Here is a 16494-nt window from a genome sequence, read left to right as displayed (position 1 = left end):
CGATGGCGGAAAAGACCCAGCAGCCGACCGCGAAGCGCCAGCGCGAAGCCCGCGAACGCGGCGACGTGCCGAAGAGCGCCGAGACGATTTCGACCGCGATGTTCATCGGCGTGGGCGCGGCGGTGGCGGCAGGCGTAGGCGATCTGTTCGGGCGCGTGCAGCGCCTCTTTGCGCTCGTTTTCGACGCGGTGGGTGCGCCCGATCCGGGTGCGCGGATGGTGGCGCTCGGCCACGCGGCGGCGCGCGACTGGATGATCGCCTCGCTCGAGATCGTGCTCGCGGGCGTGCTGCTCGCGGTCCTGGCGGGCCTCGTGCAAGTGGGCGGCGTCATGGCGTGGAGCAAGCTCGTGCCGTCGCTCGGGCGCCTCAATCCCGCCGAAGGCCTCAAGAACATGTGGTCGATGCGCAATCTCGTCAATCTGGCGAAGATGGCGGTGAAGACCCTGCTGCTTGGCGCGACGCTCGGCTGGCTGATCGATGCGTCGCTCGATCCGGCCGTGCAGTCGGGCTTCACGCAGCCGCTGTCGATCCTCGCACTCGTCATGCACCTGCTGTTGCTGCTGCTCGGCTGGGCAGCGCTGATCTACATCGTGATGGCGCTGATCGACATCGTGCACCAGCGGCACGAGCACAACCAGAAGATGAAGATGTCGATCGAGGAAGTGCGGCGCGAATACAAGGAAGAAGAGGGCGACCCGCACGTGCAGGCGATGCGCCGGCAACTCGCGCGCGAGGTGCAGTTGCGCTCGCTCGGCGACCGGATCGAGTATGCGGCGGTGGTGGTGTATTCGTCGCGCGTCGCGGTTGCGCTTTACTACTCGGGACTCGGCACGCTGCCGTGGGTGCTCGCGCGCGGTGAAGGCGAGGTGGCCGAGCGCATCGTGAAGCTCGCGCACGCGGCGCTGCGCCCGACGCTTGCCAATGTCGGGCTGGCGCATGCGTTGTATGAATCGACGCCGGAGAACGGCACGATCGCGCAGCGCCATTTCGATGAAGTGGCGCGGCTGTTGAAGTGGGCGCGCGGGGCGCAATGAACGGGCGCGTCATGCGGCGGTAGCTGAAGCTTCGCCTGCGCCGTCCTTTGCACCCGTCACCCGATCACGATCTGCTGCCCCGCGTACACGAGATTCGCACTACCTCCGGCCAATTGCGGATTGAGCTGGAAAATCTCCTGTAACGCGCGCGCATCCTGCTCGCCTTCCGACATGCGTTGCTGATCGGCCGCTGACACGTGCGCGGCGTCGAGTAGCGTTTTGCGGTGATGGTCGGCGATCACCCATAACGAATCGCCCTCGGCGACGAGATAGCGCTGTGCGGTGGGTGTCGGTTGCGGCGACTGCGCGGTTTGTCCCGGCTGGCCCGGCGAGGGTGATGCGCCGGCCGTCGCCGCGGCTGACGGCGAAGCCGATGGACCCGGCGACGCACTTGCGCCCGTGGTCGGACTCGCGCTGACGCCGGGCGAAGGCGTTGCGCTCGCGTTCGGCGTGCTCGTCGACGCAGGCGGTTGGGGGCCCGTGTGGCCGCTGCCGCTGCTGTTACTGCTAGTCATGAAGAACGGCGCGATCTGGTTGCCGATGAAGATCCCGATGGGCAGGAGTGCGAGCCAGATCGGCACGTTGCTGACCTTCGGCGTGGCGTTCGGAAAGCGGGCGTTGAGCCAGCCCGCCGACAGAATCAGCGACGACGCGGCCGCCGTGCCGCCTGCGAACCAGTGGTTCTCGATCAACTGCGAGCTCGCGCCGAGGAGGCCGCCGGACGCCGTGAACGCGTCGCTGGCGGAGTCGGCGAAGCGCGCAACGCGGCTGCGCTGGTCGACGTTCACGCCCTGGCGGCGACCCAGCAGGACCATACCCGTATACGTGCCTGACAGCACCACGCCGGCGGTCGGCAGCACGGTCAGCCACGGGTCGTTGCCGGCGAGCGCGTGGATATCCATCGCCAGCGTGCCGGTGTAGCCCGCCAGCGCCGAGATGCGCGCGGCCGTGCCGAGCCAGTGTCGCGGATTGCCCTGGTGGATCTGTTTCAGCGCCGTGCCGGTGAAGGCGCCTTGCATCTGCCCGAGCATGTCGCCCACGATAATCTTCGTCTGCTCGACTGCGTCGGTATAGCTCAAGCCCTGTTCCTTGTGCAGCCAGCGGATCCGCGCGACGTTGGCTTTGCCTTCGTCGGCGAGCAGTTGCAACTGGGCGCTGCGCTTGCTGGTCCGGTCGTAGTTCGGCAACTGGCTCGACAGGCGCTCGACCAGCGTATCGGCCACCTTGTCGAAGACGCGCGGATCGCCGTTCTGCAGGCTTCTGACCGAGGCCTGGTGCGCCGCCTGGAATAGGCGGGCGATCCGGCTCGCCGTCATCAGATGCGGCGTGGCGGTCTTCAGGTTGGCAAGGCCAAGCGTATCGAACAGGTTGAACTGGTTGGTGCCGAGCACGGTCGCGGCGCCGCCCAGCCCGACGATCGTCGCGCCGGTCAGGAACCGCGTGCGCCAGTTTTTCTCGACCGGCGCGAGGTGCAGCGCGGTGAGCTCGGCGAGTGCCTGCTCATCCTCCGCAATCTCGTCCTGACCCAGTTGCGCGGAGGTCTCGCGGCTCTCGCTGACAGCTTTCTTCGCGTCGTTCTTCAACGCCGGATCGCTGACGATTTGGGCCCACGGGGTCAGCTTCCCAGGGGCGGATGGCAGGGTGCGGTTGCCGGGATTCTGCAGATGGCTGCCTACGTCGGTCATCCAGCGCCGTGCGTAGTCCTGCGCCTTCCCGCCTTCCGGCCGGTGCGCGGCGTTCCCCGACTGGTCCCAATGGCGCTGCGCGTAGGTCGTCTCGGCGAGCCTGGCCTGGTTGACGAAGTCGGTCGTATTGCGCTGATAGATACGCTCACGGATGCCGGCAATCTCAGCGGGCGACAAACCGTGTTCGCGGCCCACCCGATCGAGTTCGATGAGCAGCGGCCGCTGCTGCTCGACAAGGAGCGACGCGGCGGGGCGATCGAACACGCGGGTCAGCGCATCGTCGCCGTGAATCCGTGCGAGCTTCTCCGGCTCCCCCACATACTTGACGATCAGACGGGCGAGCGCGGTGGTCAGCTCTTCATTGGCGATCGAATCGGAGCCGTGCGTACCGTACCCGAGACCCATATGCACCCAGTCCAGCGTCGGACGATCGAGAACCGCTTCCACCAGTTTCGCGTGCCCGCCGCCCGGCACCGATTCCAGCACCGTATCCCAGCCGTGGAACGTGACCATCACCTGGGGCGCGCGCGTGCCGGTGTTGCGCTTCGCCCAGTCTTCGAGCAGGGAGAACGTGCGGACGTAGTCGTGGTAGCTGTCGTTGGTGCCGGCCTGGATCGCCTTGTCGTGCGCCGAGACCAGATGGCGCGACGGCGCTGTTTCGAGACGCAGCGCGAAGCCGGCCTCACGCGCCGCATCGAGCCAGGCGAAGAGCGTTTTCTCGTTGAGGTGGTCGAGCGATAGAACCTCATTGTTCGCGCCGCGGATCACGCCGTTTTCATAGTCGACAGTCGCCCCGTTCAACGCACCGAGCTTTTTGACCGCCGCGACGAACTCGGGATCGTGCTTCTTGCCCTGCGCCGCGTTCAGCGTATTCGGATCGACCACGAGCGTGACGACGGGCATTGCTCCGCCGGTGCGCTTGACTCTCTCGACCGCCTGCTCGGGATTGTCGAGCAGCGTAAACGCCCGTCCCATCGGTGCGACGCGATCCTGAACCGCGGGGTCCGCGGAAAGAAAGTGCCGTATGAGTTTCGTATCGCTGGCCATCGCCACGCTCAGGCGTCTGCCGGCGCGCACGTAGTTGCGAAGCAGCCTGGCTTGCCAACCGGTTGCCGTATCCAGATGCCTGGCGGCGCGCCTCGTCGGCAGCGGCGAAAACTGCGACAAGCCGTTGGGCGAGTCGTCGCGTGCGACGTGGAGCGGCAGGTGGAGCGCTTTCCACTGGGTCGCGTCGGCCACCACGACGTCGGGCGCCTGGCCGACCGCGGCATCGGTGAGTTCGACAGGCGTAGCGGAGGCGTTGCGCTGGCGGCTCGCATACTCCTTGAGGGCCGCGAGCTGCGGGAACAGCGACGATTCCTTGGTCTTGCCGTAGCGCGCGATCAATTCGGTGACCGTCGCGCTCGAGAGTGCCGGCTGGTACGGCCTGATCTGGATATCGGTGGTCCTCCTGCGCGCGCCGAGGAGACCCGTGCCCTTATTGGCTTTGGCATGCACCTCCAGCGCTTTGGGCTCGAGTTCGGTCAACAGGAACTGCATGTTGGCGCCATGCGGACCGCGGCCGATCGGCGATTCGTCGATCGATACCCCGGGCGCGTTCGCGTCGAGATTCTTCCAGTCGCCGAACCAGCGCAGTTCCTTGCCGCGCATTTCGAGGCGGCCGCGCGCATTGTTCGTCATGTGCGCGATGTCGCCTTCACTGTCGTACACATAGATATGGTGCTTGCCTTCTTCGATCGCGCCGAGCTCCGAGGCTCGCAGCAAATGCACGAAGTTGATGCCGCGGAAATTGACCGCGTGAACCGTGAGCAGCGCCTTGAGTCGCTCCGGCTTATACCGCGCAATGTCGAGGTCGGTGAACTGCCGCTTGTTCCGGCTGAAGCCATGCCGTTCCCGGACGCGCTCCCCCGCGTTCGCATGCGCTTCGAGCGCAGCGGGCGTGAGGTCCGTCAACAGGAATTGCACCTGCTCGCCGTAGGGCGGCTTGCCGAGCGGCGACGCATCGAGTGGCAGCCCCTGCGCCGCAGGCTCCGGGTTCTTCCAGTCGGGGAACCAGCGCAGCTGATCGCCGCGCATTTCGAGCCGGCCTTGCGCGTCGGTCGTCGAATGGGCGAGGTCCTGGCCGTTCTCGTAGACATAGACGTAATGCCTGCCTTCTTCGAGACGCCCTTGTTTCGCGGCCTCCAGTAAATGCTGGATGTCGGCGCCGCGAAAATTGACCGCATGGAGGTCCTGTTCCGGCAGCAGGTTCGGCGCGATGCCTCGCGCTACCGGGCTCGTTTTCCGCGCGGCCGTTTCCTTGCGGTGCGCCGCGCGCTGAGCTTCGCGCAGTCGCGCGAGCGCGTGCAGTCCGGCCCGGCCTTTGTAGATGCCGAGCAAGGTCAGGTCGGCGCCGCTGCGGTGCGGATCCCTGGCTGGCTTCTCCGCCTTGCGCGCGGCGCGCTTCGATAGCATCGGGTCGAAACCGCCGAACGCCTCGACCGTTTCGGGTGACTGGTCGCTAATCACGAAGCGCACACCATTTCGCGACGTCCACGGCATCGGCATGCGGCCCGCGTGTGCGCGGAACGCGCTCTGCAGTTTCGCCGACGTGACTCGGGTTCCGGCAACCGGCGCATTCTCGGTGTATTCCCAGGCGTCGGCGATTTTGCGCGCGTGGCCTAACGGGACGCCGGTCTTCGCGTCGACCGCATAGATCGTGTCGGTAGCGTGGACGGCATGGTCTGCGGCCTGTTTGGCGCTGGCGAAATGCTGGGCGTTCGCCAGCTTGCCGATGGTTTTCGCGACTTGCTGGCTGACGCCTGTCGCGGCGGCCGGCAGCTTCTCCGTCTCCGGCACGCCCGTTTCGGCGATCTCGGCTGCGCCGCCGAACGCGTTCAGCGTCTCGAGCGGCACCGGCGAGATATAGAAATCGAGCTTGCCGCGCGCCTTGACGCTCTTGTTCGACGTGTCCAGGTGGCTGAGGGCGCGCTTCACGAGCGGCGGTACCTTGCCGTCGGCCGCTGTTGGGTGGATTTCGCCGGGTACGCCGTGTTTGTCGAGCTGCGTGTGCGCGATGAACGTCGGTTGCTCGCCGGCCCGGCGTGCGCCGCGCTCCGCGATCAGCACATGGGCGCCGGGGCCCGCTTCTGCCGCGAGGACCGCGAGGCTCGACGCGCGTGCGCCTTCCACACGCTGCAGCTTGCGCAACCCGCGTGCGTCGAGCCACTGCGCCGCGCGTTCCGCGTGCGCCGAGCCGCCCGGCGCAGGCGCTGGATTCGGCGTGCCCGCAGCAGGCATCTCGATACCGTCCGCGCTGTGCCAGCGCATCCGCTGCTTCGCCCAGGCCGCTTCGTAGTGCTGCCGATACGTGCGGTTGCCTTTGAGCGAAGTCGGCGCATCGGCAAAGGCGGCCGCGAGCCGTTCGAGCGAGACGGGGTCGTCAGCGCGAGCGCGCCCGGCTTCGCGTTCGATTGCATCCGGCAGGCGGACGTGTTCGGCGATATCGATCGCTTTGGCCGCCTCGATCTCGTCGCGTACCCGGAAGGCGACCGTCTGCGCGCGCGCCTCGGCCTCGAGCGCGCTCTCGACGAACGCCTCTTTGCCGCTGCCGTCGAGTCCAAGTGTGCCGTTGATGGCATCGACAGCGTGACCGACCTCGTGCGCGAGCGAATAGACGATGCTGCCGGTGCGACGCAGGCCGCCGTCGATCACGATCTGCTTCTTGCGTTCGTTGATCTTGCTGCCGCCGCCTACGCGGCCCATCTTCACCTGCCAGCCACGATCGCTCAGCAGGCGCAGATATTCGGAAAGCAGGCTCGAGTGCTGCGCGAGCGCGCTGACGTCGCCCGATACCGGCACGCCCCGAAAGCGCATCAGGATGCGCGTCATCAGCGACGGGCGGGGGGCATAGTCGCCGCCCGGGCCGAGGTCTTCGGTCATTGCCGGGTGCGCAAGTTCGATGTCGCCGCTCTTGAGCCCTTGCAGCAGTTTCTTGAGCAACCTGTCGGCGCGGTCGAACGACTCGCGATAGCCGTCGCTTCCGGCGACGACCTTGCCCGGATCGCTCAGGTAGAAATGTCCGTTCTCGGTAAAAAGCCCCTGCAGGTCGAGCCTGAGTTTTTCCCGTTCGACGGTTGCGCGGATCTGCTTGAGATGATCGATCGCAGCCTGCGTGATGCGCTTGGGCAGCGTGCCGTTTTCGATCACCTCGAAACTATCGAGCACCGCGCGCGGCCGGTACAGCACGGCGAGGCGGTTGGCGACCGAAAACGGCCCGTGCATCGCCACCGTGCGCAGGCCGAGCTGGCGCAGCATGACGAGGCCCTCCCACTCGTTGCGCGCGGCTTCCAGGTTGGCGCGTCGCGTGAAAGGCGCTTTGTCGTACAGCCCGACGACCGTGTCGACGCTCAGTTCGTACACGGCTTTTTCGCTGCCGATGCCGAGCATCGCGCCCAGGTAGCGCTCCACGTCGATGCGTTTGGCCGGGTCGTCCGCCGCGTGCACGCCCTGGCGATCGACGGCGAGCCGCCCCAGGTCGGGCAGCGCGTACGGCGCGGGGTCGTAGCGGCGCATCGCGTCGGCCTCTACAAGCGTGCCGTCCGCGCGAACCGCTTCGGTGGGCGGTGCGTAGATCGGCATCTGCCAGATGTTCGCCATTTCGGCGGCGCTTCGCACATCGGCGTAACGGGCCGAGAGAATCCAGCCGAAGTCGACGTCGCGCGGGGTCTCGCGTGTATCGAGCAGGAAGTCGTGGGTGGGCACCGGCCGGCCGCCGAGCATCAGTCTGCCGTCGGGGGAGCCCTCTGCGTGCAGGACGACGAGTTGATGACCGGGGACGAGCGTGGTGGCGCCCATGCGCCGGCCGAGCGAGGCGGCATCGGGGGCCTGGCCGCCCGCGAACGGCGACTCCGCTCGCGCGTTGGCGAGGGTGTGGGCGACGCGTTCATCGAAGCTCGATGGCAGGTTTTCCGGCGTAACCGCGGGCGTGGGCTGCGGCTCGGGACTTTCGGCTGCGCCCATGATGCGCCGGATGATGGCCGGCGCACCGGTCTCGGGATCGTGCAGGAGTTCGAAGGGTTGCCGGTTGTCGGGCTGACCGGGCATGCGAATCTCGGCGAGCTCCGTCGGCCGTGCGCCTCTTGCTCCGCCGTACACGCGCACCTCGACTGCATGGCCGTCCGCCGTTGTCAGCCTGACCGTGCGTTCGTCCACGGCTTGTGCGTCGACGGAAACGTAGCCGGCTGGCGCAGGCTGGGTGCGCGGCGTGTGGGGCGCGTTGGGCTTCTGGCGCGCCCATACTTCGTCGTAGAACGCCTGATAGGTCTTGCCGCCCTCGACGGAAACCGGCGCCTCGGCAAAGGCTTCGGACAGACGCTGCGTGAGGGCGGCGCGATCGCCCGTCGCCCAGTTGCCGTATTCCCGTTCGATCGTCTCAGGCAGGCTCGTGTGCGCGGCGATATCGACGCCGTTTGCGAGGGAGATCTGGTAGCGTGCCTCGAAGGCATTCAATTGCGCGCGGGCTTCCGCCTGCAGCGCACTGCGCGTGAACCGGCCCTGTCCGCCGTAGTCGAGGCCGAGCGTGCCGCTCGCCGCTTCTACCGCGTGCCGGGCTTCATGCGCGAGCACATAGGTCATGCTGCCGGCGTCGCGCAACCCGCCGTCGATCGTCACGGTCTTCGTCTTCGTACTGATCCGGCTGCCGCTGCCCGGCTTGCCGCGGACGACCTTCCAGCCTTTGCTCTCGAGCATGCGCAACTGGTTCGACAGCGTGCTCGACTGGGATACGAGAGCGCTCACTTCGTCAGGCAGCGGCGCGCCGAAGAGGCGCATCCGAATGCGGTCGATGAGTCCTGGCTTGCTGCTGTACGGGCCGGTTTCCGCCATCGCCGGATGCGGCATGTCGAGCGGTGCGCCGTCGACCAGAATCTTGTGTTCGGCAATGCCGCGTGCGATCGCGTTGATCTGCTCGTCGACCTTTTGCAGCGTCGCGTCGTGATATTCGCCGGCACCGTATTCGATCCGGTTCGGATCGCTCACATAGAAATGGCCGTCGCGGTAGATGCCCTGGAAGTCGAACGCGAGCTTCTCTTGCGCGACGATCGTGCGGGTCGTATCGAGTTGATCCAGCGTTGCGCTGAGGATGTTCGCCGGCAGCTTGCCGGCCGCGACTTCGCGACTGGTGAACTGGCTGCGCAGATGCGCGTAAACGGCATCCACCTCGTGGCTGTGCACTTCGCCGCGCGGCTGATACAGCACCGCAACGCGGTTGGCCACGCTGAACACGCCGTTCATGGTCAGTGTCCTGATCCCCAGCAAGCGTAGCGTATCGAGGCTCTCGAATTCGGTCATGGCCGACTGCACATGATCCGCTGCGCTCGTCCCCCCTTGCGAATACACGCCGACCACCGCGTTCGCGCCCAGTTCGAAGCCGCCTTTCTGGACGCCGAAGCTGAGCAGCGAGCCCAGGTGCTCAGCGAGGTCGACGGGGCCGTGGGAACCGCCGTCGAAGAAAACGCCGTCAATGTTGGCGGTCAGCGGGCCCAGATCGCGCAACCGATACGGCGCGGGGTCGATGCGCAGGAAACCACTCGTTGCGCGCAATTGTCCGTCGCTGCCGATCGCGCCCTCCGGCGCGACGAAAATCGTTTTCTGCCAGACGTTGGCGAGCTCCGGCGCGAACTTCAGTTCCGCGTTCGGCACCGACAGGATGACCGGCTCGCGCATCTCGTACGGCTCGGCAAACGTATAGCGTGAGCCCAGCGCGAACCCATGGCCCGAGAGCGCAGGCCCATCGCCGACGCGAAGCTCGCCTTCGGGCGTGCCCAAGCCGCGCACCACGTAGAGATGGTGCTCGCCGTAGTGATGCCTCGAGATCGGGCCCATCGGCACCGAGTGGTCGGGGTGCTTGCCGGAGAGCAGCGAGCGCTCGAACGGCAAGTCTTCCTGCGCGTTCTCGCGCGACCAGTCGGTGCGCTCCCGGAACGTGGCCGGCAAGCGCGCTCCGGTGGCGTCGGGAGCGGGCATCGCGAGGGCGTTCTGGCTTGCCCAGATTTCATCGTAAAACGCTTGATAGGTCTTGCCGCCCTCGATGGAAACGGCGGCCTCGGCAAAGGCCGCGGGCAGACGCTGCGCGAGCCCGGCGCGATCGCCCGCCCGCCAGTTGTCGTATTCGCGTTCGATGGATTCGGGCAACCCCGCATGTTCGCCGATGTCGCCACCGCCCGCGAGCGAGATTTCGTAGCGTGCCTCGAAGGCGTTCAACTGCGCACGCGCTTCTGCTTCCAGTGCGCTGCGGGTGAACTGCCGCTTGCCGCTGTAGTCGAGGCCGAGCGTGCCGGTTGCGGCTTCAACCGCGTGCTGGGTTTCATGCGCGAGCACATAGGTCGCCGCGCCGGGATCGCGCACGCGGCCGTCGATCGTCACGCGGCGCCGCTTCGTGTCCATCCGGCTACCGCTGCCGGGCTTGCCGCGCCGCACTTTCCAGCCATTCTCGGCGAGCAGACGCAGTTGTTGTGAGAGCGTGCCCGATTGCTGGACAAGCGCGCTCACCTCGTTGGGCAGCGGCGCGCCGCCCATGCGCATCTGGATGCGTTCGATCAGTCCGGGCTTCGGCCCATCCGTGGCGTCGGCACCTTCAGCCATGTCGGGGTGCGGCATCTGGAGGCCGGCGCGCGACCCCGCGCCGGCGGCGGCGAGCGTGCCGGCGTGGCGCTCGGGTTCGAATGTCGCGGCGTCCCCGGGCTCGCTCGAAACGCCGTGCGCCGCGAGGTTCGTTTCGTTCGGCGCGACGTCGTCAGCGTGGCTTAACCCCTGCGCTTGCAAGGCGGATTCGTGGTCGACGCGTATTTCGGCGGGTACCGTCAGGCGCGCGCCAATCCGGTTGGCGGGGCTCAGCAAACCGTTCGCCGTTCGCATTTGCAATGACAGCCGGCGCCATTGCTCAAGGCTGTTGAATTCGGCCTGGGTCGCCGGTCCACGCTGCTCGGCCCTGGTGGGGGACGGCTTGGGGGCCATGAAGCTTGCGGGCGATGTCGGCTTGATGACGGCGCCTTTCTGCACGGCGTAACCGGCCAGTTCGCCGACATGATCGGAGAGATCGATCGGTCCCGACGCGTTGGCCGCGCTGCCGGAGAGCGCTTTGCTGTTTGCAGCCGGCGGCTCGACTTCCGGGGAACCGGAGAGATTGCGCGGTGGCACGGCCGCCGTGCGAGGCGCGCTTTCCGGCATGCCCGCCGCACGAACGACATAGATACTGTGACTGCTGTCGAAGGGCAGAGCGGCCGGATCTGCTTGCGGCGGCTCGCCTGTGGGCGTGCTGTCAATCAGGCTGCGCTGAACGGGCACGGGTTCGTCCGCGTTCAGCACGGACGCTGCGATGCGCGCCTTGAAGCTGACCGGCGACGCTTCGCCGGGCCCACCGGCGCCGGCGCTGCTGTGCGGGTCGACGACACGGCGAAACTGCACCTGCCGTTGATCGCTGCGACGCTGGTCGGCACGGGTGTCGTCGGTGCGTGTGACATCGTCGGCGGTATGTTGCTCGCTTGTGCGTGCGGCGGTCTGGTTCGCGCTCGCTTCTACCGCCTGGCCGGTGCTCGCGGAAGTTTCTACCGGCGTGGCGGCTGCTTCGGTCGGGAGGTTGTCCGCGGTGCTGTTCTGGTTCTGGTTCTGGCTCGCGCCTGCCGTCTGCGTTTGCGGTGCGGGCGCGGAGGAGGTCGTGCCTAGCAACGGCACCTTGCCCGAAGCGCCCAGCGAGAGATTGTCCGAGAGCGACACTTCGCCCTTGTCGCCGAACGTGATCTGTTCGTCGGTTTGGGTGATCGGCGAGCCTTCTCTGGTTGGATCGAACACCGAGATGCGCCCGTCCTGGTCGACGAAAGCCGTCTTGCCTTCGAATCCCTTGCTGTTGCTCGGACCGAGTACGCGCACGTTCATGCCGTCATAGGTGATCGGCACCTTGTTCACCTGCAGTGTGCCGTCACGCGCGACGTCGATTGTCTCGCCGCCGAGCGTCGCGCGTGTGCGGTTGAGCGACAGGTCGCCGCGGTACACGCCGATGTTCGATTCCCCTGCCGTAACGAGCTCGTTGGCGCCGTTGCGCGCGGCGTACGGCGCGGTATATCGGAGCACGCCGCGCGACAGCAGCTTGACTCCGCCGTGCATGACCAGCATGCCGATGTTTTCGCCGATCGACACCAGATCCTGCTGGATACTGCGGCCGTGCTTCATGTCGTCGATCAACTGGTTCACGCCTTCCGCCGCGCCGCCGAGCGCGGTGAGGCGCGCGCCCGTTTTGGCCGTGCCGTTGATCGCGCTGGCCAGCGTCGTCGGCTTCACGTGGAGCAGGTCCGCTGTGCGGGTGAACAGGTTGGTGCCCTTGCTCGCCGCGTTGGTCAGAACTTCGATGCCGCGCGCCGCGCCGTCCGCCGCGACCGGAAGCAGGTTGAGATAATCGGAGCGCGCGCCCGGATCCGAGAAGCTCACGCTTTGGTCGTGCGCGAAGCGTTCGCCGAGATCGTTAGCCGAGTTGAGCGCAGCCGCGGTGACGGACGTGGTGATCATGTCCGTGCCCACTGTATCGAGCACCGCCCCGGCGACGATGCCGACACCTGTCGCGTCGAGCACGAAGCCCGTCGCGTCGAGCAGGATGCCCGCGCCGAGCATCCCCAGATTGAGGTTGCCGCCGCCGATATCCTCCAGCCAGCTGTTGTGATGCGCGGCGCTCTGCTGCACTTGCAGGATGCCGTTTTTGTCATAGCCGGTCGCGATATCGAGTGTGCCGCTCGCCGACAGATGATTGTTGTCGACATAGTTGCTGATGCTCGAGTACTTGCCGCCCTGGTCGTCGATGTAGTTCGTCGAGCCGTCCTTGCCCGTTACCTTGAAGAGCGCGGTGGTCGTCATGCCGCTGTCTTTCGACGCATAGACGACCGGCATCACGCTCACCTGCGCATTGGGGCCGCCCACTTTGGCGATTTCGTCGCGCACCTTGTTGATTGCCGCGAGCGCGTCGCCGCTGTAGTCGAGTGTCTTGTCGATCGACGCGGGGTTGCTGGGGTCGCTTGCGGCTGGCGTGCGGTCCGGTTGCAAGCCTAGCCCGGTGCCGATCAGGTTGCGCTGCTGGTCGGTGCTCAGCGCGTTCGCGCCGGTGTCGCCGAACGTGACCGTCGCCCCCTTGAACGTATTGCCGCTCGCCGCGTCGAGCTGGCCTTGCGACATCTCGCTGTGATGCTGCTTGTAGAAGTCCGCGAGGTGTTGAGCGAGAGCGGCCTTGTCGCTGTCCGATTGGGGATTGAGCAAGTTGTCGGGGAGGCTCGCGCTGAACTGATCGAGCAGCACTTGCTGATGCGTGATGGCGCTGTTCGTTTGTGCCGCCGGGAGCGCATCGTTCGCTTTCTGGTATGCGGCCTGGGCGTCGCTGAGCTGCTGCGCGAAGGGATTGGGCACGAGGGGCGGCCGTGGCGCGTACGGAATGCCGTCCGTGGTCTGCGGCCTGGCGAGCCCGAATAGGCCCGGATTCGCGCTGCCGTGCTGCTGGTTCCAGTTGTCGTATTCGGCTTGCACGGTGGCGAGCGTTTTCTTGTCCGCGGCGATTGCGCCTTGCTGATTGTCGAGCACGAACTTCGCGCCCTCGTCGTTGACTGAATTCTGCAGACGCGAGTCCGCGGCGTTGAGCGCCGAGACGACGGTTTTCAACGCGCGTTCGTTGCCAGTCAGCGGGTCGTTCGCGATACACAGGTTCTCATGCTGGATCTGATCGTCGACCTGATTCGCCGCGTCGCTGTACTTGAGCGCGAGCGAGTTGCCGACCGCGATGACGAAACTGTCGTGCGCGAGCTGCACCTGCTGGCTTTGGGTGAGAGGGGCTTGTCCGGAAGCATTGCTGTTGCTGTTGCCGTTGCCGTTGCCGTTGTTCGACAACAGGTCGGGGTTCTGCGCCGCGACCAGGTTGAAGTAGCTGCTGCTCACCGACGCGGCGGTCTGCGCGTGAATCAGCGCGCTCTGGTCGGCGGCGGTCTGCGCCTGGTTCGTCACAGTCGGCCCGAACAAGCCGGCGTTGGCGTCGTAGGCCTGCTGCGCGTTCGCCACACTGAGCGCGTCGCCGGTCGCGTTGCTCCACGCATCCGCGAAGTTTGCGAGCTTGGCGGCGCTGTTCACCTGGTCCGTGGGATTCTGTTTGCCGTCCGGGGGCGGTGGCGGCGTGATCTGCAAGCCGAGCGGCGCCAGTGCGTCGTTCAGGCGGCCGACGCCGGCATCGAGCGCGTCCTTGTACTCGGGATCCGCCGCATAGGCCTGGAATTGCGTGTAGGCGAGATTCGAGTTGGCGACGTCCGCACCGTACTTGCCCTGCAAGGCGGCGCTCTTCGCATCGGCGATCTGCCAGGCATCGTAGGCGGCGCGGGCAGCGTACGGGTTGGACGATTTCTGGATGTCCTGCGGCGTGGGCACATAGTTGTCGCCGGCGCCCGGAATGAGCGCCTTGAACGCCTGCGCCTTGGCGGCGGCATCGGTCTGGGCCGCACTGAGTGCCGGGGGCGTCGTGTTCCCGTCGACATGGCCGCCACCGTCCGCGTCGGCCTGCTGTCCGTACACGATCATGTAGCCCGCGGCGGTCGTGACGTTCAACTCGCGCTGGGCCTTTTGTGTCGCTTGCTGGGCGGTGGTGTAGTCGGCCGCGGCCTGTTTCAGATCCGCAGGGGTCGTCTCCGGGTCGTGGTGCATCATCGTCAGCACGCCTCGCTTCGCTTTCTCGTTCGCGAGCGCCTGGTCGTACTGGGTCTGCGCGCCCTGAATGGCCTGCTGGGCTGCCTTGGTCTGGTCGTCGTCGACGGTGATGTCGGGCGGCGTCGCGCTGTACTGGGCCGCGGTGCTCTGGAGCAGGCTCGTGGCGGCGCTGATTTCCTCGTTGGTCGGTTTGGACGGATCGACGTTCGGACCGGATTGCACCGGGATCGGCACCGTGACCGGGTTTTGCGTGCCGCTGCTGCTGTTCGCGGGGGGCACCGGTTGCGGCTTGTCGAGTGTGTCGAGCGAGTTGGCGAGGAAGTTCTGCCAGTTCGCGCCCATACCGATGCCGTCTATGTACAACATGAATGCCTCCGATCGACCATGTGCCACCGCGTGACGCATACAGGCGTGCGCGTCCAGGCGCCGCGCGTGCAGTGCTCATTCGAGTGTAAGGACGTGCCGCGCCGCTGGCCGTATCGTGTTTCGTAGCGTGATGCGGGGTGCGGGCGGCGCAGCGAGCGCGATCTACGAAATGTGCCGAATTGCCGGCAGGATGGGCGCTGACGTGTGGGAGCCGCAGCTGTCAGCGCGCGTCGAGGCAGCGCACGCACATCGCACGCGCTTGCACGACGGACAGGCCGCGACAGGTCATCACGACCGGTGCGCGGGAACGGCAGGCGGACGCGCTGTTGCGGTTCGTGCGCAAGCCGTTTTCGCCGGCGGGATGCTGCGCTGCGCTTTGCATTGCAAGCGGCGCGCTTCGCAGGCTTGGGCTACGCGGCGCAGCGGGAGCGTCCCGCACCACCGGTATCGGTTGAACGCCGCCGCCCTCCGACTGAACCCGTGCGTTCGCGACGACGCGACTCACGTAACCCGTCTCGAACCCGGTCGTGAAATTGCCGCTGTAGTAGCACGACAGCGCCGCGCGCAGCGCCTGCTGCGGGTTCGGCGTTGCTCCACGCGAGCGGGCGAAGCATTCGGTGAGGACGGCTGCGCCGGCACGCAGATTGCGGCATGGCTCGAAAATCGACTCGACGGTCTCGCCCGCGCGCGCGAAATTGCGGTTGTTCACTTGCGTGAGACCCACGCTGTAGCTGAAGCCTTGCGCATCGAGTTCGCGTGCGGTGGCGAGCGCCACGGCGAGCGTCGCCGGCTGGCGCAGCAGATGCCCGCCCACGACGCCGATCGCATACGGATTGAAGCCCGATTCGGTGCGCACGAGCGCGGCAAGCGTTTCACGATCGACGTTCGGCGCACATTCGCGTGCGAGGGTCGAGAACGTGTCGCCGGTGTTGGTCACGCTCTGCGCGTGCGCGGAACCGGCCGCGGCCAGCGCGCACAGGAGGGCGAACAGCGGGGCGAGCAGCGCTTGCAGCAGCCATGCGCCGGGCGCCGTTTTCATCCCGCCACCCGATACGACAACACCAGGCCGTGCACCAGCAGCGACCAGCCGTCGAGCGCGACGAACAGCAGCAGCTTGAACGGCACGGAGATCGTGGTCGGCGAGATCATCTGCATGCCGAGCGCGAGCAGGACGTTGGCGACCAGCAGATCGACGACGATGAATACGATGTAGATCACGAAGCCAATCTGGAATGCCTTCGTCAACTCGGCGAGCGTGAAGCTCGGCACGAGCACCAGCAGGTCGTCGTCTTTCAGGCCGTCGGCGCGGTTTTTCGGCCAGACGCTCGTCGCCGTCTTGACGAAGAACTCGCGGTCGCGCAGCCGTGTGTGCGAGACGAGGAAGTCCTTGATCGGCGGCAGCGCGGAATCGGCCAGCGTCGTCACGTCGGCGACCGACAGTTGGCCCGACGCATCGAAATGCTGCTGTTGCAGACCGTCGCGGATCGTCATGCCGACGGGCGCCATGATGAACAGCGAGAGGATCAACGCGATGCCGTTGAGCACCATGTTCGGCGGCACCTGCTGGATGCCGAGCGCGGAGCGCAACAGTCCGAGCACGACGACGAGCTTGGTGTAGCTCGTCACCATCAGCGCCGCGAACGGCGCAATGCCGAGCGCGGCGATGACCGCGACCAGCGCGACGGGATTTGGCAGATTGCCCATCG

At 66.7% G+C, this 16494-nt stretch carries 4 protein-coding genes; 1 reads left to right on the top strand and 3 read right to left on the bottom strand.

From position 1 onward, the window contains the following. The first annotated feature begins 2 nt into the window (after window positions 1-2). Entirely contained in the window at window positions 3-1034 is a 1032-nt protein-coding gene (locus DLM46_RS33680; RefSeq protein WP_115108260.1) for an EscU/YscU/HrcU family type III secretion system export apparatus switch protein, read from the top strand. A 56-nt stretch (window positions 1035-1090) separates the two neighbouring features. On the opposite strand, the gene DLM46_RS33675 is transcribed toward DLM46_RS33680, so the two are convergent. The 3 genes from DLM46_RS33675 to sctR all read right to left on the bottom strand — a co-directional run bounded on the left by DLM46_RS33675 (window position 1091) and on the right by sctR (window position 16492). Further along, on the bottom strand, window positions 1091-14788 hold the full coding sequence (locus DLM46_RS33675; protein ID WP_165848117.1) for an LWXIA domain-containing protein: 13698 nt from the start codon (window positions 14786-14788) through the stop codon (window positions 1091-1093). 220 nt (window positions 14789-15008) lie between these two features. After that, on the bottom strand, window positions 15009-15827 hold the full coding sequence (locus DLM46_RS33670; protein ID WP_115108256.1) for a lytic transglycosylase domain-containing protein: 819 nt from the start codon (window positions 15825-15827) through the stop codon (window positions 15009-15011). Beyond that, window positions 15824-16492, bottom strand: a complete 669-nt coding sequence (sctR, locus tag DLM46_RS33665) for a type III secretion system export apparatus subunit SctR (protein ID WP_115108254.1) — start codon at window positions 16490-16492, stop codon at window positions 15824-15826. The genes DLM46_RS33670 and sctR overlap by 4 nt, the downstream gene beginning before the upstream one ends. Window positions 16493-16494: the final 2 nt, after the last annotated feature.

This window comes from Paraburkholderia lacunae, from assembly GCF_003353175.1.
GTDB classification, from domain to species: Bacteria; Pseudomonadota; Gammaproteobacteria; order Burkholderiales; family Burkholderiaceae; genus Paraburkholderia; species Paraburkholderia lacunae.
The sequence above is the reverse complement of the archived record's forward strand: the minus strand, read 5'-3'. Positions and strand labels throughout refer to the sequence as shown.